Origin of the sequence: Corynebacterium sp. AOP40-4SA-5 (genome assembly GCF_052377355.1) — a bacterium.
Lineage (GTDB): Bacteria > Actinomycetota > Actinomycetes > Mycobacteriales > Mycobacteriaceae > Corynebacterium.
The window spans coordinates 1-23,930 of record NZ_JBQSWS010000018.1 but is presented as its reverse complement, the minus strand read 5'-3'; the positions used below and the strand labels follow the sequence as shown (position 1 = coordinate 23,930).

Here is a 23,930-nt window from a genome sequence, read left to right as displayed (position 1 = left end):
GGACATGACCTCCCACATCCACGACCTGCCCCTCGACGTCTGCCGGCGGATCGCCACCCTCGCCGACCCCACACAGGACGCGGTCCGCGACCTGCTGCCATCAGGATTGGACGACCAGGCGAAGGACGCCCTGGCGTCCGACGTCCGCGGTCTTTTCGAGGGCCGCACCCCAGATCCAGCCCCAGAGCGAGCCCCCGAACCGGCCCCAGTGCCCGCACCTGAGCCCACCCCCGAACCCGAGCCTGCGACGTCCCCCGCCCCGTCCTCGAAGAACCAGAAGAAGGAACCGAAGGCGCCCATGTCCCTCGCCGACCAGATGAAGCTGCTCCTCGACGGCGACGCCGCCACGAACACCGTGGACGAGTCCGACTTCGAGAGAGACCCGATCTTCACCCAGATCTTCCAGCGCTCCGACGAGGCGTTCGCCTACAGCGCGCCGGAGGGCTACACCTCCCCCGGCCCGATCAAGGTCAACTACTCGGTGGAGGACCCCGCCCCACAGGACCCGCAGGCCTCGCAGGACCCGGACGTCACCGGCAAAGAGTCCGTGCTGATCACCTGGCCGAAGCTGCCGAACCGTCCGAAGGAGACCACCCTCTACCGCGTCATCGCCGCCGACCACGAGGCCGAGTGCGCCCCGGGCGCCGGCACCGAACTGGTCATCACCCACGGAACCGCCTTCCGCGACGAGCGCCCGAACTCCACCGGCCTGCGCCACTACATGGTCTGGGCCTACACCTGGGACGGCGGCCCCGCCGGGCTGCTCAACGCCCCTGCCCTGTTCATCGGTGAGGACGTGGCGATCTACCCGCCGCGCGACGTGAAGCTCGTCGAGTCCAACGGCACCGTCAACGGCTCCTGGGACGCCATGCCCGGACACGACGAGGTGCGCGTCTACCACGCCAGGCAGGGCTACGCCGGACGTCTCACCGACCCGGGCAACATGCTGGTCAGTGGTGTGGAACAGTCCGGTTTCAGCTACCGCGTCAGCACCCGCGGGCTGAACTACGACTTCACCCTGGCCCCGGTCGTCTCCTTCCGCGGGCGCACCCACACCGGCCCGGCGATCCCGGAACAGAAGATCCTGGTCAGTGCGGAGATCCAGAAGGTCTCCCTGATCACCGCCGGCTACCTGCCCGACCACAACAACGAGGACCAGATCATCCTGGAGTGGGAGGCCCCGCCGACCGGTCAGGTCCGGGTCTTCCTCACCGACACCGCCCCGGACCCGGAGCTCCCCCTGGGCCAGGTCGACCGCGGCTACCTCGACGACGACGATGCCCTGGGCTCCACCAAGTGGACCACCGACGACAACTCCGTGCCCGGCGAGCACGTGACCCGCACGCTGGTGTGGCCGGCCGACTGGCACCAGGTGTACATCACCCCGGTGAACATCGTGGAGCAGCGGGCGTGGGTCGGTGACAGCCGGGTGCTGCAGCGCGTGGAGAACATCACCGACCCGCAGCTGGTGGAGCGGGTGTCCGGCCAGCTCATCACGTTCGACTGGCCGGCCGGCGCCACGCACATCAACGTGCGCACCACCCAGGACCGGATGCGTCTCGACGAGGACGCCTACCGCCGCCAGGGCGGGGTGCGCCTGAACCTGCTGAACACCGGCGACAAGGTCACGCTGACCCCCGCGGCGATCTGGGCGGGCAAGGACAAGTACGCCGACTCCCCCACGGAGATCACCTACCCGGGGCTGCGCGCGTACTCCTACGACCTGACCGATTCGCCGGACGGCTTCCCGCAGCTGCAGATCTGGTCGGTCGGCAACCCGGACGCGAACGCCCCGCACTTCCGCCTGGTGCACAACCCGTCCCGGCTCCCGCTGCACATCGGCGACGGCTCCGCGGTGACGTGCGCGAAGGACGGTGCGTCGGCCGGGCCCGCCGGGCAGCCGCAGCCGACGACGGACCTCTACCAGTCCGCCCTGCCGTCGGGATCGCTGTCCGGCCCGGAACAGGGGTCGCAGTCCACCCCTGGGTGGGGAGTGACCTCGGCATCGTCGCAGGACGCGACCTGGTGGATCGACCACACCACCATCGACGGCGGCTACCTGCGCCTCTTCGTCGACGAACCGGAGACCCCGACCACCCCTGCCTCCTCTGCCACCCCGGCACCGGCCGCCAGCCCGACCCCGCGCGCCGGTTTCAGCGCCGGCGCGTTCGGCGGCAGCCTCGGCAACCCCGACGCCGCCGGCACCGGCGCCTCCACCGGCACCACCCCGACGTCGTGGAACGCCGCGACCATCCCCGCCATCGTGGTGGAGTCCGTCGTCACCACGAAGCTCGCCTACCCGTCGCGTCGGAAGGTGCACCCCTGACATGTCCGGTTCCTTCACCTACGCCTCGTTCTCACCGTCCGACCAGCGTTCCGGCGGATGGGGCGTCGGCCACCGCACCGGGGAGCTCGCCGCCTTCCAGGTCGACGAGGTCGTCCCGCTGATCCCCACCCACCTGTCCGACCCGGTCGCGCTGCCGACCTTCCCCGACCGCGAGGAGCTGGCCCGGCGGATCCGCCGGTTCGCCTGGCTGCCCGCCCCGTGGGAGCCGGTGGAGTCCGCGGACACCGGCGTGTTCCTCGCCTCCGTGCCCGCCGGTCAGGACGCGACGGGACGCCCCGGCAACGTCTTCACCTACGTCTTCGTCAGCGACCCCGGCCACCTGCCGCGGCGCGACGCGGTGAAGCTGATGTTCTCCGCGTCCGTCCCCGCGCCCTACGGCAAGCGCAAGGTCGACGCCGCCGAGGCCCCCGGCAATACCGACATGACCGAGACCACCGTGCTGACCGACAAGGTCATCGAGGGCTTCCTCGACGGGACCGGCACCGCCGACGAGTTGTCCTGGCCCCAGGAGCTGGGCCGGGTCCGGCCACATGCGGGTCCGGTTCCGCGCCGCGAGATCCTGGACTTCCTCGCCGCCCGGGTCACCGACGGCACACCGGTGGTGCTGCTCACCGACGTCGCGGAAGGGCCCCTGTGGATCACCGCCCTGGCCGACCAGCTCCCGCCGACGCTGCCGGCGGACCGTTCCTTCACCTGGTCGACCTACGAGAAGGCCGCCACGGTCACCGAGACCCTCGCCGCCGGAGTGTCCTTCGCCGTGGTGCCGTCCGCCGAGGCCGAGAAGATGCAGGACGCCCCGGGCGTCCTCGTCGTGGACACCGCAGCGGTGCTCCCCGTCGTGCCGGACGCCCCGGCGCCCGCAGCGCCCAGCACGTCCAGCCTGGCGGCCACGTCCGTCATGTCCGGCTGGGGCGGGACGACCTGGGCACCGGTGACCGCGCCACAGACACCGGGGGAACCGGAGGCCACGTCGCACACCGCGAACCCCTTCGACACCGGTGCCACGGCCGAACCCGCACAGCCGACACTGCCGACACAGCCCCGGCCTGCCCCGGCGGCACCGGCACCAGCACCGGCACGGTCCACACCCGAGGGCACGTTGCCGGCCATCGTCTTCACCTCCGACATCGACACCGACTTCATCCTGGGTGCACCGCTCTCGGAGTGGAACAACGTGTTCACCCAGACCGAGGCACGCCACGGGTTCACCCAGCCCGTCCCCCAGTACCTGTTGCTCGACCCGGCCACGGAACTCGGCTGGACCACGCGGGTGCGCATGCTGGCGCTGGCGTCCTACGGGTACTTCCCTGCGCTGCGGCAAGCCGGGAGAGACCGCAACCAGGACGCGCTCTGCGCCGTCGACGACACCGACCGGGACCGGCTGGTGGACGACACCGTCGACTACACCGTCCACCACGGTTCCGAACACGGTTTCTACGACACCGGACACCCGAACCTGAGCTCACTGGTCAATCCCCGCCTCCGCGAGCTCGCCGAGGCCGTGTACCTCGGTCGGCAACGTTCACTGGCGAAGGCCCAGCCCGACCACCTCCCGCTCAACCGCACCCCCCGACGATAAGGACACCATCCATGCACACCATTTCACTCAACGACGGCGAGTCCCACGCCGTCGACGACGGTGGCCTGCTGAAGGTCCAGGTCTTCCCCGTGGGGGGAAGCACGTCCGACCTGCGCATCAGCGTCACCGGCGAGGACGTCCGGGCAACCACCCCGAACAACACCCTGGCCATCGTCACCGCCGTGCCCGCCTCGGCGACGATCACCATCGCCCCCACCTCCGGCGGCGACTTCGGCATCGACCAGGCGGTGCGTCTCACCGTCACCGGCACCGACCGCACCACCGTGGAGTTCCCCGTGGTGCGCGTCGGCGGGGTCCCGGAGAAGAAGCTCGGCCGCATCGACCACACCGGCTCCTCCTACAACCTCACGGCCTACGGCTCCTCCGTGTCCACCGACCTGCCGCGGGCGGTGATGGCGGTGTCCTCCGCCGTGCGCACCCACCTGACCTCCACGGCCGGCGTCTCCGGCGTCTCCGCGTTGCGGGTCTTCGCCGACACCGGGGCGACCCTGTCGGCCGCCACCGAGCCGGACACCCTCACCGCCGCGGTCACCGCGGTGCGTGGCCTGGCCACCACCTTCTCCCTCGACACCGTGGAACTGTTCACCGGCGCCGGACGCCGCGGCGAGGTCTCCGTCCCCGAGCTCGACGACCTCGTCCTGCAGGCCGCGGCGGCGGACGTCACCCGCGTCGGCGCGTCCGTCCTGCCCGGGACCCCGGCGGCAGGAACGGCGGCAGGTCCGGCCGGGACCGCCCCCGGAACCCTGACCGTCCACCTCACCTCCACACCGGTGACCGGCATGGTCGCAGACGGTGCAGGCCGCTCCACCTCCCTGGTCCTCGTCCTCGGCGACGGGTCCGTGGAGGAGGCGTCGCTGTTCTCCTCCTCCCCCGACCTCACCGCCGCCACCGGCGTGCTGCCGGTCGACGCCCGCCTCGCCGCCGGCCTGCTCGCCGGCGACCCGGGGGCCTTCAACCACGGCGCCGCCGTCGTCGCCTCCATCCTCGACTCCGTGAAGGAGGTCTCCGCGTGACATCCGCCCACCAGGCCCCCAACCAGGCCGGATCGCTCTCCCGCGACCCGTACACCTTCGAGCCCCTCCACCCGGGCGCCTCCGTCTCCGGACACCAGGACCTGCCGTCCGACTGGGACCACGCGCACGTGCACTGCGTGGCGATGGCCGGCGCCCGGGCGTCCGGCAAGAGCCTGTACACCGCGGTGCTGATCAAACAGCTCGAGGAGATCGCCAGCCACCACAACCGCGTGGTCGAGGCGGCGGACGACTCCACCCAGGAACGCTTCCGCACCCACTACGAGACCCCGCTCTACCGGGAGATGAAGCACATGCCGGCCACCCCGCCGGCCTCCAGCTCGGACGCGTACCAGCGCGACCCACTGATCTTCTCCCTCGGCCGGTGGACGGATGCCCAGGGCACGCTGCGTCCCCACTACCTGGTCTTCCGCGACGTCGCCGGCGAGGACCTGGAGAACCTGCCGTCCGACCCGTCGGAACTGTCGTTCTTCCGCCACGCCGACCTGATCATCTTCCTGTTCGACCCGCTGCGCGTCCCGGCGATCCGCACCTACCTGCAGGGCATCATCCCGCCGCAGAACCTCACCGGCGGCGACCCGGAGGACGTGCTGCGCAACCTCATCCGCCTGCTGGACGGCAGCCGCCCGAAACTGGCGGTCACGATCTCGAAGTTCGACACGCTCCAGCAGCTCGCCCGCACCGGCGACAATGAATGGGCGCGCATCATGGGCAACCACGGTGCGGCCTTCCGCCGCGACACCGGCTGGGACCACGACGTCAACGACCAACGGCTGCTCCACCTGGAGATCGAGAGCCTGCTGCGCTACATGTCGGCGGACAAGCTGGTCAACCTCATCGGACAGGACTACGGCTGGACGTACGACGCCGCCCCGCAGGCCGCCGGACACGTGCGCCCGGACCTGTGGCAGTACTGCGCGGTCTCCGCGCTCGGCGAGTCACCGAACGGCGAGAAGCTGAACCGCCGCGGCATCGCCCCCTACCGGGTGCTGGACCCGGTGCTCTCCGTGCTCGCCCCGCACGGCGTGTTCACCGGCTAGCCGGTCACTGCAGGGACTTCTGCCGGCACTCCCACGCGCGGCCGTCGTTGCCGATCGAGTCGAAGATGTCGGCGGCCTCACCGTAGAAACGCTGGGAGCCGTCCTGCGCACCGGCGTGGGCGAAGAGGTTGGCCAGCGCGACCTTCGCCTCGGCGTAGGCCTCGCGCTCGTCGACCCCGCTGACCTCGTCCTCGGTGAGCCGCTCGTCCATGTCCAGCAGCAGCTGGGTGGCGGTGCGGGGATCCTTGGCCAGGAAGTGCGCGTAGGACAGGCGGATCGTGGACCAGATGACCCCGCTGGTCAGCCCGTAGCGTCGCGACAGGTTCAGCGACTGCTCGTAGACGTCGTACATGTCGGCCAGCCGACCCAGCTTCTCCAGGCACGCGCCCTTCTCCAGGAAGGCCATGATCTCGCCGTTGTGGTCGTTCTTGCGCTGGTAGAGCTCCGCGAGCTGCGAGGCGTACCCGCTGCGTGCCTCCGGGTCGTGCCCGGTGACCTCGGCGGACAGGTTGAGGTGCAGGCGGGTGACGAGGATCCTGTCGTCCAGCGGCACCGAGGACGGGAGCTCGCGGTTCACCCGCGACAGCACGGTCTCGAAGAACCTGTTGCGGTCCTGGCGTGCACGGATGGAGTCTCCGAGGGCCTCCATGACCGCCTGCTGCAGGCGGTGCACGCCCACGGCGCGGGTGATCACCTCGGGCCGCAGGTGCGGGGACTCCAGCGACGGTGACCCGGCGATGACGTCCATCAGCTCCCCCAGCCGGTGCCGCAGGGCGGACAGGTCGCCGGTGCTGTCGGCGGTCTCCAGGCTGTACCGGCATTCACCGAGCAGTTCGTCCCACCGGGCGTCGTTGTCCTCGGTGAACGGCTCGGCGGCGAGCTCGCGGACGCGGTCGTCCCAGGTCACCGACGCCGTGACGGTCTGCGGCAGCACGACCTCGGGCTCCGGCTCCGGCTCAGGTTCGGGCCGGCGGATGCGTTCCAGCAGGCCTCCGGCCACCGGTGTGGCGTCGATCTCGCCCTCGGCCATGCGCACGCTGAGCGCCAGGTTCTCCGCGTCCTCCCTCCTGCCCTGGAGCAGGGCGGACCCGGCGAGGTGCAGCCGGGCGGTGGCGAGCATCACCGGGTCGCCCGCTGACAGTGACAGGGCGGCGAGCAGGGACGCCGCGGCCTCGAGCTCGTCGCCGAGCTGGCACGCCTGCGCGGCGACGCAGCGGGCGAAGGCCAGGTCGCGCACGCTGCGCAGCCGCGGGTCGTCGACGGAGAGCTCACCGATGCGCAGCGACACCGTGTCCAGTTCCGCGGTCTGGGCCAGGAAGGCCTCCGCCTGGCCGGCGGAGGACAGCGCGTCCCAGTTCTCGTCGGCCAGGTCCCGGAGCTGGTCGAGGTCCTGCATGACGGTCAACGTGTCCAGCGGTGCTGCGACCATGGTGGGCTCCTGTGGTGACGAAGAAAAAGATGAAGGGCGAAGACTGCAAAAACTGTGTCGTCGCCCATCATTCTAAGGAATACCCGGTGGACGGGTCGCGCAACACCCCGGTTGACGGCGGCCGGGGAACTTTCCCGAAACTTTTTCCCCACCCGACCAATCCGCGGCGCGTGCGGCTCCGAACTCAGGGGTGACACCATCCCCGGGCCTCATGTCAGGCCCACACACCGAGGAGTGCCCACCATGTCCACCAAGTCCACCAAGTACACCGCCAAGACGGTCGCCGTCGGCTCCGCCGCCGCCCTGATCCTGGCCCTCGCCGCCTGTTCGGACGACTCGGACGGCTCCGACGGGTCGACCGGCTCAATGACCTCAGGAAGTTCCAGCACCTCCAGCACCTCCGACATGGATGACATGACCGACTCCACCATGGACGAGCATTCCGGCCACGGCTCCGGCGGGGACATCACCCCGGTGAGCACCGGCGACCCCTTCGCCGACGCGATGACCGCGGCGTCCCACATGCCGATGACCGGCCAGACCCTCGCCGACGGCATCGTCGCCTCCGCCGGCATCGACGGTGACCCGGACTCCGACGCCGCCACCCTGCACGCCGACCTGGCGTCCAACCTGCAGGAACACGTCTACCTCGCGGGCATGGCCGTGGCCACCGCCTACACCGAGGGAGCGGACTCCGACGCCTTCGCCGCCGCGTCCGACGCCCTGGACGCCAACGCCGTGGCGTTGGCCGACATGGTCGCCACGATCGACCCGGACAAGCGCGACGCCGTGCTGGAGCTCTGGCGTGACCACATCGGCTACTTCGTGGACTACGCCACCGCCGCCAAGGAGGGCGACGAGGCGGCGAAGGCCGCCGCCCAGGACGACCTGACGCAGTACACGGTGGATGCCGGCGAGGCGTTCTCCGGACTGTCGCAGGGGGTCATCGACGCCGGTGAGGCCACCGAGGGCCTGCAGCACCACGTCGACAGTCTCTCACAGGCCATCGACGCCCTCGCCGCCGGCGACACCGCCGCCTACGGGGACCTGCACGCCGCGGCGTCCCACGGTGGCGACTTCATCGCCACGCTCGCCTCGGGACTCGCCGAGGGCAACGACATCGAGGGAGATGCCACCGACGATGCCGCGACCCTGCGCGTCACCCTGGCCACCGGGCTGCAGGAGCACGTGTACCTCGCCGGGGTAGCCGTGTTCACCGCCTACACCACGGAGGGCGGCACCGACTCCGAGGCGTTCGCCGCGGCCGCCGACACCCTGGACCACAACTCCATGGCCCTGTCGGAGGCGGTCGGCTCCGTCGCCGGGGAGGAGAAGGGCGAGGAGTTCCTGGCGCTGTGGCGCGAGCACATCGGCTACTTCGTGGACTACGCCAACGCCCTGGCCACCGACGACACCGCCGCAGCGGACGAGGCGCTGGAGAACCTCGACGGCTACCGTCCGCAGGCCGGCGAGTTCTTCGCCGGGATCACCGACGGCGAGCTCGACGCCGATGAGCTGGCCGAGGGCCTGGCCGGACACATCTCCACCGTGGCCGGGACGATCCAGTCGCTCAAGGACGCTCTCGTCGACTGAACCATCCCTATGATCGACCTCATGACCCAGCAGACCCCCGACCCCGGGCGACGGGACCAGACGCAGCTGACCGCACTGGTCGAGCGTGCCGCCGCCGGCGACCGGGGGTCCTTCGGTCTGCTCTACGACGAGGTGTCCCCCGTGGTCCACGGCATCTGCCGTCGCGTCCTGCGCAACGAGGGCATCGCCGCCGAGACGACCCAGGAGGTGATGCTGGAGTTGTGGACGAGGTCGTCGTCCTACGACCCCGCCCGTGGCACCGTGTACGCCTGGGCGGCGATGATCGCGCACCGTCGTGCCGTCGACGGGGTGCGTTCGGAGTCCTCCCGCCGGGTCCGCGAGCACCGTACCCACCACGAGTTCCGGGACGTCGACGTGCCGGACGCCGCCGGCGGCTCGGGCGGGGTGGACACCGACCTGCTCCGGCGCGAGGAGTCCGACCGGGTGCGTCACTGCCTGGGCGAGCTCACGGACCTGGAGAACGAGTCCCTGGTCGCCGCCTACTTCGGTGGGCGGACCTACTCCGAGGTGGCGAGCCACCTCACCGCGCCGTTGGCCACGGTGAAGAGCCGTATCCGCTCGGCCCTGTCGCGCATGCGCACCTGTTTGGAGATGAGTTGAGATGACCGGACCGGACCGTGATGTTGACCGTGACCGAACCGATGAACTTCTCGTCGGGCTGGCGCTCGACGCCCTGGACTCCGCGCAGGACGTGCGGGAGGCCGAGGCGCTGGCGGCGTCCGACCCGGACGCCGCGGCCGCGCTGCGCCGCTACCGGGAGGTCGCCGCGCAGCTGGCGGCGGCGCACGAGACCGCCCCGCCGCCGGAGGTGAAGGAGGCGGTCATGCGCCGCCTCGCCGCGGACGGTGCCGGTGGTCCTGATGCGCCGGCGGCCCCGGTCACACCGGTCACCCGGTTGGACGGTTACCGCCGCTCCCGCAGGACGGCCTGGGTGATGACGGCGGTCGCCGCGGTCTCCCTCGCCGTCGCCGTGCCGTCGCTGACGGTGGCGATCTCCCAGCACAACACCTCGGTGCAGGCCGAGGACACCACCCGGGAGATCACCCGGATGCTCACCTCCCCTGGCGCGTCGGTGACCTCGGAACGTGTCGGTGACGGTGAAGAGGGGTCCGTGGCGGTCGTCGCCGCCGGTGGGGAGATGACCGTCATCGCCCGCGACCTGCCCGGGGTCGCCGACGACCGCGTCTACCAGTTGTGGGCCCTCGACGACGCCGGCGAGCCGACCTCGGCGGGCCTGTTCGACGGTTCCGACGGGGTCATCAGCGTCGGCGGCGACGGCGGGGCGGACGGGACCGGGGCCGCCGCGATGGCCGTCACCGAGGAACCGGCCGGTGGTTCACCGGCTCCGACGAGCGACCCGGTGGTCGTGCTCGCGCTCGGCGGCACAGACGGGAACGGCTGAGCCGTCAGCCCACGTGCACGCGCGGGCGGCGGGCCTCGTCGGGTTCCACCCGGCGCAGCACCTCGCGTGTGACCGCGGCGTTGTGGCCACGGCCGACGGTGAGGAAGCGCAGCATCTCGTGCACCGGCGTCCCCGTCCCCCACTCGAAGTAGAGGTCGGGCACCACACCGACGTGCTCCCGGGCGTCCAGGGCGACCGCGGCGACGGCGTTGGGCATCGTCGTGGCCGTGACGTTCAGTACCGGCACCCCGTCGACGGCCCGGCCGGTGACCTCGAGCACGGAGGTGAAGTCGCTGGCGTCGGTCACGCTGACCTCGAGGAGCACCAAGGCCCGGTCGGCCGGCAGGTGGTTGGCGCGGCGCACGCCGCGCTCCCGCGCCGCCACGTCCCCCGCCACGTCCTGCGCGCAGGTGGCGACGAGGTGCAGCTCCCCGGTGCCGGCGGCAGCGGCCTGCAGGATGTGCTGCGCCGCGGCGTCGTACCGGATCTCGGTGCCGCGCAGCTCCAGCGAGCGGCGTGTGCGTGACACCGCCGAGACCACGATGATGCCCACGATGAACCACGCCGCCACCCGCAGCCCTTCGGGACGTTCAATCACGTTCGCCACCAGGGTGTAGCCCAGCACCAGCGTGACCAGGGCGAACAGGATGGTCGCCCGACGTGTGCCACGGTGTCTCGTGTGCAGCGTCACCGCCGACGCCCCGGAGAACAGCAGGACCAGCACACCGGTGGCGTAGGCGCCGGACTGGGCGTCCACGTCGGCGCGGAAGAGAAGCACGAGCAGCACCGCCACGCCGGTCAGCACCACCACCATCGGACGCGAGCGTCGCGCCCACGACGGCGCCATGCCGTAGGCGGGCAGGTAGCGCGGGATCAGCGCGAGCATCCCGGCCATCGCCGAGGCACCGTCGAACCACAGCACCGCGATGGTGGAGGCGTCGTAGAGGTTGCCGACGACGGGCCCGAACTGCTCGTGCGCCAGCCACGCCAGGGCGCGGCCGTTGGCCTCACCGCCGGACGCCAGCTGCCCGGCGGGAACCAGCATCGTCACACACAGGGAGGACGCCACGAGGAAGGCGCTCATCACCAGCGCGCTGACCAGCACGAGGCGGCGTCCCCCGCGGATGCGGGAGTCACGTGCCGCGGTAGCGGTGATCTCGGTTCCAGGATCCGTTCCGGGGCCCGGGCGGATCAGCGGCATCACCGACACCCCGGTCTCGAACCCCGACAGTCCGAGCGCCAGCTTCGGGAAGACCAGCACCGCCACGGCGGCCATGGCCCACACGCTCGAATGCTGGCTGGACAGTGCGGCCGTCCAGTCGGCCACGTGGCCCGGTTCGGTGAGGATGCGCCACAGTCCGGCGACGACCACCGCGGTGGTCAGTGCCAGGTAGACACCCACCAGCACCACGGAGACCCGCACGGCCTCGGTGAAACCCTTGAGGAACACCGCGGCGAGCAGGCCGACGAGTACGAGGGTGACGGGCAGGAGGAAGGGGCTGGTCGAGGAGCTGAGCAGGTGGGCCGCCGCGTCCGAGGCGGACAGCGTGACCGTGATCATGAAGTCGCAGGCGGCGAAGCCGAGCAGCACGAGGACCAGGAGTTTCCCGCGCCAGCCGCGGACCATGGCGGCGAGCATGCCGACCGAGCCCAGACCGTCCGGCGACTCGGCGGCGATACGCCGGTAGACCGGAACCGCCCCCAGCAGCGTCACCGCCACCAGGACCAGGGTGGCCACGGGGGCCAGGGCACCGGCCGCGGCGACGGCGATGCCCGGCTGGTAACCGAGGGTGGAGAAGTAGTCGACGCCGGACAGGCACATGACCTTCCACCACGGGTGGCGGGCGTCGTGCCCCGTACTGTGACCGGTGTCGTGGCCGGCGGTTCGGAGGGGACGCGGCACCTGTGCGGTGAAGGCGTCCCGGCGGACCGGTGGATGGCCCTGCGCTCTACGCATAGCAAGAAGCTACGCCCGTGCACCCCCGGCGACAAGGGGTATTAGCAGGTCAGATGTCCTGTGTCAGATGTCCTGCGGGTTCGCGACCTCGTAGGCGTTGATGACCTCGTCGGAGAGCTTTCCCCGGGAGGACACCACGAAACCGTTGTCGTTGGCCCAGTCGCGGATGCGCTGGTTGCGCTTGGAGCGCTGCACGCGCGCCGCGTTGGCCGACAGGGTGCCCTTCGCCTGGCGCGGCCCGGTGGAGGCACGGACCTTGCGCGCCACCTTGAGGTAGGGCTCGAGCTCCTCGGCGAAGATCTCGGCGTTGAGCTCGGAGAGGTCCATGACGTAGTCGTCGCCACGGAAGCCGAACTTCACGCTGCGGACCTCGTCGGGGGCCAGTTCCTCACGGTCGATGTCGTCTACGTAGGTGATCACTGTTCGTCGTCCCATTCCGGTCAGTCTACCATCGACCCCCCTTTTCCCCGGAGGCTCGGTGGCGGTCCGGTGGCGGTTCCGAACGCCCCCGTGACGGTGCCCCCAAACGTCACACTATTTCTTGCGCAAAGCATTCTTTTTCTCTCGTTGACTTTCCATTCGAGGGTGGCCACGCAAGGCCGGACACCGATACCGGCGCCATCCCCTGTACGGGGCTAGGGGCGACCGGTCGGATAAGGGGGACGTCCACCCTCGATTGGAGGTGGACCGACCTTTATCGTTCACCTGGCGAGGATCATTACCTCCATTCCCTCGTTCCGTTCCGGAAAACTCAAAAAGTGGCACGGAAAGTACCTATCTCGCTAGGCTAGCGACATGACCGACGATCACGGCCTCCGGAACTCCCGCCCGCCAGGGCGCCCGAAGACGGCGCTGACGCTGTCCCCCGAGGAACGGGCGACGTTGACCGAGTGGGCGAAAGGCACGCCGGACACACCGTCGCCGAACGGGGACGGTGGGCAGCTCGCCCTGCGCTCCCGGATCATCCTCGCGTGCGCGACAGGGGCGCCGAACACCCGTGTCGCAGAGCATCTCGGCGTCTCCCGACCGACCGTGGGCAAGTGGGCAAGTGGCGCAGCAGGTTCGTCGAGCGCCGGCTCGACGGACTGGCCGACGAACCCCGTCCGGGGCGTCCCCCGTCGATGACCATCGAGGAGATCCGCGCGGTACTCAAGGCACACCACCCCGGGCGCCACCACGGCCGGACGGGAACGGCGGGCTGGACCCGGCGGGAGCTCTCCCGCCGTACCGGGCTGTCGGTCTCCACGATCGGCCGGATTTGGGGACATCTCGACATTCCGAACCTCGAGACATAATCCGACTATTCGTACAACTAAAGTTAATATCCCGGGCTAAGAATAACGGGCCCGCGACAGACGGAGGCAGCATCTCCCGCGTCGGCCATTTCGGCGAATAACCGCGTCTGTCGCCGGCTTCCGCACGCCACATTCCAATGATGACTCAGCGGCAATATTCCCGCGTCGGACCTGCACTGACATGAGATACGCCCCGGGGTGTCGTGCCGGGGACACGACAGTGACGCCCGGTGCCCGCGACCGAGATCGCCCTTCGGCCAATATCCCGCGACGCCCACTTACCTCGCCGCTCTAGCTATATGAGTTAGTTGTGCCGACCGGTTATGCTGAGTACATGTCAACGGACTACTGGTACGACGCGACGGACCCCGCAGTGGCTCTGCTGCACGCCGTCCGCCGCTTCCGCCGCGCCGACCAGGAGATGCGGCGTCATCTCGGGGTGGACATGGGCATCAACGCCACCGACACCGAGGCCGTCCGGCACGTCATCGCCTGCGAACGTGCCGGCACGCCCGTGACGGCCCGCGGCCTGGCCGACGCGCTGCACATCTCCACCGCCGCCACGGCGAAGCTGCTCAACCGGCTCACCGAGTCCGGTCACGTGCGCCGCGCCCCACACCCCCACGACCGGCGCTCCGTCGTGATCGTCGCCACCGACCACGCCCACGAGGAGGTGGACGACTGGCTCTCCCCGATGCACGAGAAGATGATGCAGGCAGCCCACGCGGTACCGTCCGGCGACCGGCAGGCCATCATCAGGTTCCTCGACGCGCTCACCGACTCCGTCGGTCCTGAGGCCCCTGGGGATTCCGGGTCTCCGGGGGCGTAGAACGCCGCGGGGGCAGCGGGATGAACGCCGAGGTCCGTCGCCGGTAGTCCTCCCACCCGGCGCGACCCTGCATCCGCTTCTCCAGCAGGCGGGCGCCGGTACCCCACACCAGCGTCACGGTCATCGCCACCGGCGAGACCAGCGCCAGGAGCGCTGCCGGGGCCGACGGCACGGCCCCGGCGGCGGCGATCCAGATCCCCCACCACACCACCGCCTCCCCGAAGTAGTTCGGGTGGCGGCTCCACGACCACAGACCACGGTCCATCACCCGTCCGGACACCCCCTGTGCCCGGAAGGCGTCGAGCTGCCGGTCGGCGACGGTCTCCACCACCAGCCCCGCCAGCGCCACCGCCACGCCGACGACGACCAACGCCCACCGCGCACCTGAATCACCTGTGGCTCCTGCCGCCGCCGCAACCTGCAGCGGCACGGACACCAGCCACGCCACCGCACCCTGCGGCAGCAGCACCGAGGTCAGCAGGGAGGACGCCGGTTTCTCCATCAGCTCCTCGTACCGGGGGTCCTCGACGTCGTGACCGACGCGGGTGAGCAGGTGACGGGAGAGCCGCGCGGCCCAGACCGCCACCACCGCGAGCATCAGCCACGCCGGCGCGCCGGACGGCCCGACGAGCACCGCCGTCACCGAGTTCAGCAGGATCAGCGGACCCCACAGCACGTCCATCACCGCGACCCGGCCGCTGCGGCGCACCACCACCGCCACGACCGCCATCACCACCACGGTCGTCGCGGCGCAGGCCAGCGCGACGCCCAACCAGTCAGCGAACATCGCCGCCCCCTGTGCCCTCGGTCGTGCCGTCGGCCGCGTCCGCCCCGGGACGGGTGGCCAGGATCTGGTCGACTCCCATGCGCCCCTGCCGGAACGCCATGCCCCCGCCGACGAGGTAGAGGTTCCAGACGCGGAAGACCTCCTCGCCGACGAGATCCACGATGCGGTCCCGGTTGCCGAGGAAACGGTCGATCCAGTGGTCCACGGTCCGGGCGTAGTCCTCGCGCATCCCCCGCACGGCGCGCACCTCCAGACCACCGTCCTCCAACATCGCCACGGTCTCCCCCAGGGGGCGCATGTGCATGTCCGGGGCGATGAACGCCTCGATGAACGGCCCGCCGCCGGGGTGACGGCCCCGGCGCGACATCTGCTGGAGCAGCACCCGCCCGCCGGGACGCACCCGGTCGCGCAGCGTGCGGATGAACGTCGGGTAGTTGCGCTGGCCCACGTGCTCCCCCATCTCCACCGACGAGACCGCGTCGTAGACACCACGCACGTCCCGGTAGTCCTGCAGCATCACGGTGACCCGGTCGTCCAGCCCGCGCTCACGCACGAGCCGCTCGACCCAGTCGCGCTGCTCGGACGAGATCGTCACCGCGGTGACGCGCACGCGGTAGTTCTCCGCGGCGTGCACCGCGGTCGACCCCCAACCGCAGCCCACGTCCAGCAGGTGCTGGCCCTCGCTGAGCTGCAGGGCGGTGCACAGCAGGTCCAGCTTCGCGCGCTGGGCGTCCGCCAGTGTGCGTGCCGGTACCGCACCGGCGTCTGCACCGAAGTAGGCGCAGGAGTACGACATCGTCTCGTCGAGGATCTGCGCGTAGAACTCATTGGACAGGTCGTAGTGGTGGGCGATGACCGAACGGTCCCGTGCACGGGTGTGCACCCGGCCCCGCAGGTGTGCCTGGGACGCCGGCGGTGCCGGACGTCGCCGCACCACACCCAGTTCGCGCACCGTGCGCAGCACGTCAGCGACCCCGGCAAGACCTGCGAGCCCGGCAGAACCCGGGGAGGACGCCGGCATCCGCAGGCGGACGTCCGGACGCCGGGCCAGCGCGGCGAGGCGGGCGAACCCCTCGGCCAGCGGGTCGCCGGCCCCTGTCCCGGCGGCTTCAGCGTCGATCTCACCGGTGACGTAGGCCTGCGCCAGGCCCAGCTCACCCGGCGACCACAGCAGCCGGGTCAGCGCCTGCGGGTCGTTGACCACCAGCGTCGGCACACCCGCCGCGGCGTCCGGCCCGGCCACGCTGCCGTCCCAGGCGCGCAACCGCACCGGCAGTTCCTCCGGGGCCACCCCGGTGAGCTGCGTGACCACCGACACCAGACGTCCCGCGACGCCCTCATCCTCGTTCCGCACCCCGGTCATGACCGATCCTCCCGTCCCGTGGTGGAGTCCACCGGCCGGTGGAACTCCAGTTGGCCGACGTCGATGTAGCCGGCGGCGAACCCCGCCCGGCAGTACGCCAGGTAGAAGTGCCACAGCCGACGGAACGGCGCGTCGAACCCGAGCTCTCCGATGCGTCCGGCCTGCCGCTCGCACGCCTCGTCCCACAGGGCCAGCGTCCTGGCGTAGTCCGCGCCGAAGAAGCGACGGGCCCCGGGACGCAGGCCCGCCCGCCGCGCCGCGGCGTCCAGCGCAGGCACCGACGGGATGCACCCGCCGGGGAAGATGTAGGTGGTGATCCACGTGGCGTTGTCCCGCGAGGCCAGCATACGGTCGTGGTCCATGGTGATCGCCTGGACGACCGCGGTGCCCCCGGGTGTGAGGCGGTCCCGGATGCCCGCCATGTAGTCGTCCCAGTACTCGTGGCCGACGGCCTCGACCATCTCCACGGAGACGACCGCGTCGAAGGTGCCGGTGACCTCCCGGTAGTCGCGGATCTCCACGTCCACCAGGTCGCCCACCCCGGCGCTCGCCGCGCGCTCCCGGGCCAGGGCGGCCTGCTCGGCGGAGAGCGTGACCGTGTGCACCCGCGCCCCACGCCCGGCGGCGCGGATCGCCAGCTCACCCCAGCCGGTGCCGATCTCCAGCAGGCGGGTGCCCGCGCCGACCCCGGCACGGTCCAGGGCCCGGTCCATCTTGGCGTCCTGCGCCGCACGCAGGTCCAGCCCCGGCGGGTCGAACAGGGCCGAGGAGTAGCTCATGCCGGGGTCGAGGAAGGCGGCGAAGAAGTCGTTGGACAGGTCGTAGTGGTGGCTTATGTTCGCCCGCGCCCCGTCCACAGTGTTCCGCTGGGAACGTGGTCGTCGCCGCAGGTAGACCGCCCGGAACCGTTGCATCCAGCCGGGTACCAGGGTGGTGAACCTGCGGCACAGGGCGGTGAGTGTGCCGGCGAGGTCGTCGGCCTCCCAGTCGCCTGCGGTGTAGGACTCGCCGAACCCGGTGAGCCCCCGGGCGCCCAACCGGGCGTAGAACGCCCCGGGACGCAGGACACGCAGGTCGGCGTCCTGCAACGCCTGGGCGGGGTCGCCGGCGTGCGCGACGGTGATGCCCGCGGTGCGTGCCGCGCGCACCAGCAGCCGCCGGGTGACGCGGGCGGCGGTACGCGCCTGCGGCGGGGCCGGCACGAGACCGGACGGGTGCGCCGGGGCGGGCACGGGCGGGGCGAGGGGTGTGTGTGCGGTGGTGTCTGCGGTGGTGTCAACGGGGGAGTTCACTGGTCAGGCTCCGTTCGGGGTGGTGTACCGGGTGATTTCTGGGTGGTGTTCTGGGTGGTGTTCTGGGTGGTGTTCTGGGTGGTGTTCTGGGTGGTGTTCTGGGTGACTGTCTGGTCGAGGCTGCACCGGGAGGCGACGGGCCCACAGCCACACGCCGTGCACCCGGATGAGCACCGCGGTGAGCAGTGCCGCCGGTGCCGCGCGCACGGTGTCGGACCAGCGGGGGCCGCCGTCGTGGGCGGGACGCCCGTGCACCGAGGCAGTGAAGGAGTAGCCCGGCGTCTCCAACGTGATCCCCACCTGCACCCGGCCGTCGACCGGCCGCGGGGCCCGGATCCGGTAACTCCCGTCGGTGCCGTGGAACGGGGAGACGTAGAGCTCCTTGTCCGCCCGCGCCCGGCCCGCCGCATCCGGACGCACCACGTAGGCGTGGCGTCCGCCGTAGGTGTTGCGGACCTCCAGGACCGTGGCCAGCGGCGAACCGTCCTCGGCGTCGCACCAGAACACCGACAGCGGGTTGAAGCCGTTGCCCCAGGCCCGCGGCATCGCCGCCATGGCCACCCGCCCCACCGGGGCATGCACCCCACGCTCGACGAGCAGGTCGACGATGTTGTCGCGGATGCTGCGCCCCGGGTCGCCCAGGTGGTCGCCGGCGACGAACGCGCCACGCCACCACGACGCCGCCCCGTGGTCCGGCAGGTGGTCCAGGTCCACCAGCCACATCCACGAGCGGTTGGTGAACCGGTGCACCAGCGGGGAGGTGCGCGCGTGGCGCACCCGGGTCCGCAGCACGCGGTTCACCGGACGCTGGGGCGGTGCCGGCTGTGCTGGCTGTGCCGGCGGGGTCGCACCCGGGTCCTGCAGCAGCCGCACCGCGGCGTCGTGCCCCGACCGCGCACCGTCCTCGTGGAACCCCCAGCCCTGCCAGGCTCCGGCGAAGACGATGCGCCCGGTGTCGAGCTCACCCGCCCGACGCGACGCCGCCACCGAGGACGGCGTGTACACCGGGTGCCCGTAGCGGCGGGTGGCCAGCACCGTGGCCGGGTCGACCAGGTCCGCGGCGTTCAGCGTGACCAGGTAGCGGGTCCCGTCGGCGTGCGGCAGCCGCATCAGCCGGGTCATGTCGTAGGTCACCACCACGCCCCCGCCGTCGCGCTCCAGGTGGTTCCACGACGCCCGCGCACCCGCCGCCCGCGGCAGCAGCGAGGTGTCGGTGTGCAGCTGCACCTCGTTGCGCGAGTACGGGATCGCCGACAGGATCTCCCGCTGCACCGCCGACGGCTCCTCCAGCATGTCCAGGGCCTGTTGCGGCTGGGTGGCCACGACGACCCCGTCGAAACGTCGGGACGTGCCGTCGGCGACGGTGACGACGACCGACCCGGCGTCCTGCCGCACACCGGTGACGGACGTGCCCGTGAGCACCTCCCCGCCACGTCCGGCGACCACCGCGGTGACGCGCCGGACGTACTCGCGTGACCCGCCGACGACCGTGCGCCACTGCGGCGAGCCGAACACCTGCAGCATGCCGTGGTGGTCGAGGAAGGTGAACAGGTACCGCGCCGGGTAGCTGCCCGCGGTGTCCGGGTCGCAGGACCACACCGTGGCCACCAGCGGCGTCATGAAGTGCCGCACGAAGTAGTCGGAGAAACCGCCCTCGTGCAGGAACTGGGTCAGGGTCTGTTCCTCTGAGGTCCCTGCGTCCACCGCCAGCAGCCGGCGGGCCCGGCGGTGGAAACGCAGGACCTCCCCGAGCATCCGGAGGTACGCCGGACGCAGCAGGTTGCGCCGGTCGCCGAAGAGCCCGGCGGCGCCGCGGGCGCCGGCGTACTCCAGCCCCGCGCCACCGTGCGCGTCGTCGGCCCGCACCGACAGGGACATCTCCGCCGGCCGGGTGCGCACCCCCAGCTCGTCGAAGAGCCGGGTCAGCACCGGGTAGGTGCGGTCGTTGTGGACGATGAAGCCGGTGTCCACGTTCACCTCGCCACCGGCGGTGGTGACCGTGGTCGTGTCGGCGTGGCCGCCGGCCCGGTCGTCGGCGTCGTACAGGGTGACCTGCGCTCGGGTGGACAGTTCGTGGGCGGCGGTCAGTCCGCTGACGCCCGCGCCGACCACGGCGATGCGTGGTCGCGTCGCGGCGGGGTCCAACGTGTCCATAGGTTCCGTGGGGTCCATGGGGTCACTTCCTGTCCTGCACCGGGTCAGTGGTGCGGTGGATCTGCCGGTCGTGGTTAGTTCAACCAGGTTAGCTATTTTCTTCCGACCGCGCCGACCCCGGTTCGACGGCGACCGCGTGGCACAATGACATCCATGCAGACCCCCATGCCGTCAGCAGCTCAGCTCCACCGCGACGGGACCACCGCAGCAGTCATCGTCACCCACCGACGCGTCGCGCTCCTGCGCAACTCCCTCGCCATCGTCTGCGGGCAGACGCACCCGGTCGACAAGGTCATCGTCGTCGACAACGGCGACCAGGACGAGGTGCGCGTCCTGCTCGAGGAGCTCGCCGGCGACCGCGCCGTGTACGTCCCCTCGAAGACGAACCTCGGCGGCGCCGGCGGCTTCGCCCTGGGCTTCCTCACCGCCCTCTCCCTCGGCGTGGACGCCGTGTGGTGCGCCGACGACGACGGGCGTCCCGCCGACGACCACGTCCTGGAGAACCTCTACGACGTCGCCGAGTCCCACGGGCTGGCCGAGGTCTCCCCCGCCGTGTGCAACATCGACGAGCCGGAACGACTGGCCTTCCCCCTGCGCCAGGGCGTGGTGTGGCGACGCTACCTGCACGAACTGCAGGGCGACTTCCTGCCCGGCATCGCGAGCCTCTTCAACGGTGCACTGGTGAGCGCCGAGACGATGAAGGTCATCGGTGTGCCCGACTACCGCCTGTTCATCCGCGGCGACGAGGTCGAGTACCACCGTCGGCTGGTGCGCTCGGGCCTGCCGTTCGGCACCTGCCTGACGACGTCCTACCTGCACCCCGACGGCGCCGACGAGTTCAAGCCGATCCTCGGCGGACGGATGCACACCCAGTACCCGGACAACGACACGAAGCGCTACTTCACCTACCGCAACCGCGGTTTCCTGATGAACCAGCCCGGCATGCGCCGGCTGCTGCCGCAGGAATACGCACGCTTCGGCTGGTTCTTCCTGGTGCAGCGACGCGACGTGAAGGGCTTCCGCGACTGGCTGGCACTGCAGGCGAAGGGTCGCGGGGAGAAGTTCTTCCGGCCGTAGGCTGCCCGCCACAGTCTCGCCGCCACGCGGCGTTCGACACCGTACGGTGGACAGAAACAGTGTCAACCCGAATCAAGGATGATCACCCGTGTACCGCAGGAAACTCCTCGTTCCCACGCTTGCGCTTCTCCCGCTGGCAGCATGCGGCCAATCGACCTTCGTTGGGGATTCCGGGACGATGGAGGACGAATCAGGGCGGCTGACCGTCTTCGTCAATACCTGCGGCGAGGAGATCGAGGGGGTCACCGTAGCCTCGGACGGCACCACCATCGCCGAGTACACGCCTGCGGAACCGGCCTCCGGCGCATTCACTTTCGTACTCGGGGACCCGGCACCGTCCGAGCCTGTTTCCTGGGATGTTTCAGAGGTCGGCACCACGACCACAGACCCGGACTCAAAGATCACGGTCACACCAGAACTCAGCGATGCAGACTCCAACACTCAATTCCGGAATGCCGAGTCCACTCGTTCCAGGATCAGTGACTCCGCCGGCCAAATTGTGGTCGGCAAACCCCATAAGAGCGGCGACCAGACGCTCGCCTATCCCCAGGACTGGGAAGAGATCTGCCGTACGACAGAACCTCCGTCCTCGTCAGCACCCCCTTCCTGACCGAGCACGGCGTCCGCGACGCCGTCCGCCGGTCGCGGTCCACCACGCCGGCCGTAGCCCATCCGCCACGCTGCATTCCCCTCTACAAACTGCCGTACCCGGGGTTCAGCTCCGGAGGCATGGGACCCTCTCCTGTGAATGCAGGAATGAAATCAGCCAGTGATCTCGTCGGCCAGCCCCATCATGCAGTCCGCAACCAACTCGCAGGTCTGAGACATCGTCGCCGACAACTGCCGGTCGGTCATCCCCGCACCAACAAACTGATGCAGCGCGTAAATCACCGAGGTCGACCCATCCGCATTGCGATGCACGACGACCACCGCACCCGCCCGGTTCGTCGACCACCTCGACGCCACCGGTAACAGCGGATCCGCGTTCTCCGGGTCGGCGAGCATCACCTCAGCACTGGACGACACACTGAGCACGTCACCGTTGACGGCAATATCCACCGCCGGCTGACCCCAGCGGATCCGCAGCACCCCGTCCTCATCGACCCGTGAAAGCTGCCCGGACCGCGACGCGAAGTCTTCGGTGATACGCTGCGGCGTCACCGGTGCAGTGTCACCAAAGACGAACCCGAAGGCGTTGCCAGGAATGATGAACTGGGCGGCCATCTTCTCTGTGGCAGCGATATCCTGGGGTTGCCCAGTCAGTGCTACCCCTCCGGGGCTAGCTTCGGTGTCGGGTAGCTGCCGGACAGCGTCAGGCCACTGCTCGTCGAGCCACTGGTTCAGGTTCATCGCACCGAAAACGACGGCACGCAGGTACTCGTCGAGCTGGGCGACGGTGTGCCCCTCCCACCAGTTCGTGATCATCTCACCGCGCACCCGAGTGTGGCCCTGGCTGTCCTCGTAGGAGAACACCCGCGGGGCCACGAAACTGTCATTCCACGTGTTGACCACCCGCTGGATATCAATCGGATCCAGATCATCGAGGGTGCCGTGCCAATCCATCACCGCATCATGGGCCAGCGGAGACTCTGACGAACCAGAGACATCGATGCGCAGGTCGATGCCACCCAGGTCCAGCTCATCCAGCCCGAGAGCCGCTGACTGCAACCACAGTCTGGTGGTTCCGTCACTCACGGCGGTCAGGCCCGCACCAGAAGCGACGAGCTGAACAGCCTTCGTTGCAGCAGCAGCATCAACAGCACCCGGGGTGACATCACCGACCGGCTCCGCGGTTGACTGTGCCGGGCGCGGGGCCGGTTCCTGGCTTGTGCTTGACTGTGACTTCTTCTTACCGAATCCGAACATCAATGACCTTCCGAGTAATTACCGTGCGCTTCGTTCAGGGGTAGTTGACGGTGGAACTACTTTCCTGACAACTCATCTACCTTCATCACTACCTCGGCCTCGTACCAGTCAGCGAACTTGTATCCGTGCTCCGTGGAGACGATCTTTCCCTCCTCAGCCCTCTTATCCCACCACTTGTACTCGAAAAGCGGGCTACAGATTCCGGGCCCAAAACGTTCGTCGTCGTCCTCCTCGCCGACCAGGCCGAACATACTGATGTAGCTCGGGCCCTCCACGGGATCTTCGACGTAGTCTTTTTTATCGCATATCTGCCGAAACTGTGACATGCCAAGAAAGAGAATATCCCGCATGACATAACCTTCATCCTCCCCTCGAAGGACAAAGTTATCTTGCTCCTTAGCAACGCGTCGCGCTTGCTCACGGAGAACCTCGCTCGTAAGGCATGATACGTCCATAACCTGACGCAACTCTTCAGAGAACTCGCCGGACTTAGCCCTCAGTTTACTTCGTATTAGCCATTCTGGTTCCTCCTCTTCGCGGAGTCGGTTGAGAAATGAGGAGAAAGACCGTGCCACAAGCTTGGTCTTACCTACCTCCGAATCGACGAGGATAATGGAATGCGGTGGATATCGCAGCATGCCGTAGTTGATGGCCAAGCACTCGTCGAGACCGCCTTCCAGCTCACAGAACACAAGAAGCTTGTCACTAATTCCGTACTCATGGATAAGGCCACGCAGGTACGGTGAATCCAGTGCGATGTCCTCACCGTCTCCGTCCCGGAGGGAGCCATTCCCGTAGATCCGGTCAAGAAACCAGGCGTCCTCGTCAGGATCCCTGACGCTCCTCA

The 23,930-nt window shown here is 69.8% G+C and carries 21 protein-coding genes and 1 pseudogene; 12 read left to right on the top strand and 10 right to left on the bottom strand.

What is annotated here, in order from left to right; translation table 11 throughout:
* Positions 1 to 4: 4 nt before the first annotated feature.
* From ACT3S3_RS11105 to ACT3S3_RS11090, 4 genes are read left to right on the top strand one after another with little or no spacing between them, the layout of a single operon-like run.
* Complete coding sequence (locus ACT3S3_RS11105) at positions 5 to 2,326, top strand: cell surface glycoprotein (RefSeq protein ID WP_441578791.1); 2,322 nt, start codon at positions 5 to 7, stop codon at positions 2,324 to 2,326.
* 1 nt (position 2,327) lies between these two features.
* A complete protein-coding gene (locus ACT3S3_RS11100) occupies positions 2,328 to 3,926 on the top strand; it encodes a GAP1-N2 domain-containing protein (protein ID WP_301442980.1) in 1,599 nt (532 codons plus the stop codon).
* A gap of 11 nt (positions 3,927 to 3,937) precedes the next feature.
* Positions 3,938 to 4,960, top strand: a complete 1,023-nt coding sequence (locus ACT3S3_RS11095) for a hypothetical protein (RefSeq protein ID WP_301442981.1) — start codon at positions 3,938 to 3,940, stop codon at positions 4,958 to 4,960.
* On the top strand, positions 4,957 to 6,018 hold the full coding sequence (locus tag ACT3S3_RS11090; RefSeq protein ID WP_301442982.1) for a TRAFAC clade GTPase domain-containing protein: 1,062 nt from the start codon (positions 4,957 to 4,959) through the stop codon (positions 6,016 to 6,018). The genes ACT3S3_RS11095 and ACT3S3_RS11090 overlap by 4 nt, the downstream gene beginning before the upstream one ends.
* A gap of 4 nt (positions 6,019 to 6,022) precedes the next feature.
* Here ACT3S3_RS11090 and ACT3S3_RS11085 read toward each other — a convergent pair whose 3' ends face one another.
* Entirely contained in the window at positions 6,023 to 7,447 is a 1,425-nt protein-coding gene (locus tag ACT3S3_RS11085) for a hypothetical protein (protein ID WP_444626791.1), read from the bottom strand.
* Positions 7,448 to 7,690: 243 nt separating this feature from the next.
* On the opposite strand from ACT3S3_RS11085, the gene ACT3S3_RS11080 reads away from it, so the two are divergent.
* The 3 genes from ACT3S3_RS11080 to ACT3S3_RS11070 are packed head-to-tail and all read left to right on the top strand — an operon-like array spanning position 7,691 to position 10,463.
* On the top strand, positions 7,691 to 9,040 hold the full coding sequence (locus tag ACT3S3_RS11080; protein ID WP_301442984.1) for a hypothetical protein: 1,350 nt from the start codon (positions 7,691 to 7,693) through the stop codon (positions 9,038 to 9,040).
* A 21-nt stretch (positions 9,041 to 9,061) separates the two neighbouring features.
* A complete protein-coding gene (locus ACT3S3_RS11075) occupies positions 9,062 to 9,661 on the top strand; it encodes a sigma-70 family RNA polymerase sigma factor (protein ID WP_301442985.1) in 600 nt (199 codons plus the stop codon).
* 1 nt (position 9,662) lies between these two features.
* Positions 9,663 to 10,463, top strand: a complete 801-nt coding sequence (locus ACT3S3_RS11070) for an anti-sigma factor domain-containing protein (protein WP_444626789.1) — start codon at positions 9,663 to 9,665, stop codon at positions 10,461 to 10,463.
* Positions 10,464 to 10,467: 4 nt separating this feature from the next.
* Here ACT3S3_RS11070 and ACT3S3_RS11065 read toward each other — a convergent pair whose 3' ends face one another.
* Together ACT3S3_RS11065 and ACT3S3_RS11060 are read right to left on the bottom strand one after the other, a co-directional pair.
* Positions 10,468 to 12,285 (bottom strand): amino acid transporter, encoded by a 1,818-nt coding sequence (locus ACT3S3_RS11065; protein WP_444626800.1) that lies wholly within the window; start codon positions 12,283 to 12,285, stop codon positions 10,468 to 10,470.
* A gap of 198 nt (positions 12,286 to 12,483) precedes the next feature.
* Positions 12,484 to 12,855: a histone-like nucleoid-structuring protein Lsr2 gene (locus tag ACT3S3_RS11060; RefSeq protein ID WP_301443484.1), complete on the bottom strand. Its 372-nt coding sequence runs from the start codon at positions 12,853 to 12,855 to the stop codon at positions 12,484 to 12,486.
* Positions 12,856 to 13,215: 360 nt separating this feature from the next.
* Between ACT3S3_RS11060 and ACT3S3_RS11055 the strand changes: the two genes are divergently transcribed.
* From ACT3S3_RS11055 to ACT3S3_RS11045, 3 genes are all read left to right on the top strand, one after another.
* Positions 13,216 to 13,545, top strand: coding sequence for a helix-turn-helix domain-containing protein (locus tag ACT3S3_RS11055; RefSeq protein ID WP_301443485.1), 330 nt, complete (start codon positions 13,216 to 13,218; stop codon positions 13,543 to 13,545).
* Positions 13,461 to 13,715, top strand: coding sequence for a helix-turn-helix domain-containing protein (locus ACT3S3_RS11050; RefSeq protein WP_301443486.1), 255 nt, complete (start codon positions 13,461 to 13,463; stop codon positions 13,713 to 13,715). Before ACT3S3_RS11055 ends, ACT3S3_RS11050 begins: the two co-directional genes overlap by 85 nt.
* Positions 13,716 to 14,049: 334 nt before the next feature.
* On the top strand, positions 14,050 to 14,544 hold the full coding sequence (locus ACT3S3_RS11045) for a MarR family winged helix-turn-helix transcriptional regulator (protein WP_301443487.1): 495 nt from the start codon (positions 14,050 to 14,052) through the stop codon (positions 14,542 to 14,544).
* Here ACT3S3_RS11045 and ACT3S3_RS11040 read toward each other — a convergent pair.
* From ACT3S3_RS11040 to ACT3S3_RS11020, 5 genes and pseudogenes are all read right to left on the bottom strand, one after another.
* Positions 14,489 to 15,331, bottom strand: coding sequence for a DUF1295 domain-containing protein (locus tag ACT3S3_RS11040; protein WP_301443488.1), 843 nt, complete (start codon positions 15,329 to 15,331; stop codon positions 14,489 to 14,491). The two genes, ACT3S3_RS11045 and ACT3S3_RS11040, sit on opposite strands and share 56 nt — an antisense overlap.
* Positions 15,321 to 16,694, bottom strand: a complete 1,374-nt coding sequence (locus tag ACT3S3_RS11035; protein ID WP_444626787.1) for a class I SAM-dependent methyltransferase — start codon at positions 16,692 to 16,694, stop codon at positions 15,321 to 15,323. Before ACT3S3_RS11035 ends, ACT3S3_RS11040 begins: the two co-directional genes overlap by 11 nt.
* Positions 16,691 to 17,986, bottom strand: a complete 1,296-nt coding sequence (locus ACT3S3_RS11030; protein WP_441578793.1) for a class I SAM-dependent methyltransferase — start codon at positions 17,984 to 17,986, stop codon at positions 16,691 to 16,693. Before ACT3S3_RS11030 ends, ACT3S3_RS11035 begins: the two co-directional genes overlap by 4 nt.
* A 3-nt stretch (positions 17,987 to 17,989) precedes the next feature.
* Complete coding sequence (locus ACT3S3_RS11025; protein WP_441582261.1) at positions 17,990 to 18,763, bottom strand: DUF1365 domain-containing protein; 774 nt, start codon at positions 18,761 to 18,763, stop codon at positions 17,990 to 17,992.
* Between the two features lie 63 nt (positions 18,764 to 18,826).
* Positions 18,827 to 20,140 (bottom strand): annotated as a pseudogene (locus tag ACT3S3_RS11020) (NAD(P)/FAD-dependent oxidoreductase); the annotation flags it as partial.
* Between the two features lie 153 nt (positions 20,141 to 20,293).
* On the opposite strand from ACT3S3_RS11020, the gene glfT1 reads away from it, so the two are divergent.
* On the top strand, positions 20,294 to 21,217 hold the full coding sequence (glfT1, locus tag ACT3S3_RS11015; RefSeq protein WP_441578794.1) for a galactofuranosyltransferase GlfT1: 924 nt from the start codon (positions 20,294 to 20,296) through the stop codon (positions 21,215 to 21,217).
* Positions 21,218 to 21,395: 178 nt separating this feature from the next.
* A complete protein-coding gene (locus ACT3S3_RS11010; protein ID WP_301442626.1) occupies positions 21,396 to 21,827 on the top strand; it encodes a hypothetical protein in 432 nt (143 codons plus the stop codon).
* A gap of 152 nt (positions 21,828 to 21,979) precedes the next feature.
* Here the strand turns inward: ACT3S3_RS11010 and ACT3S3_RS11005 are convergent, their stop codons facing one another.
* Together ACT3S3_RS11005 and ACT3S3_RS11000 are read right to left on the bottom strand one after the other, a co-directional pair.
* Positions 21,980 to 23,083, bottom strand: coding sequence for a hypothetical protein (locus ACT3S3_RS11005; RefSeq protein ID WP_444626785.1), 1,104 nt, complete (start codon positions 23,081 to 23,083; stop codon positions 21,980 to 21,982).
* A 56-nt stretch (positions 23,084 to 23,139) separates the two neighbouring features.
* Positions 23,140 to 23,930 (bottom strand): hypothetical protein (locus tag ACT3S3_RS11000; protein ID WP_444626783.1); only part of this gene is annotated, 791 nt, incomplete at its 5' end.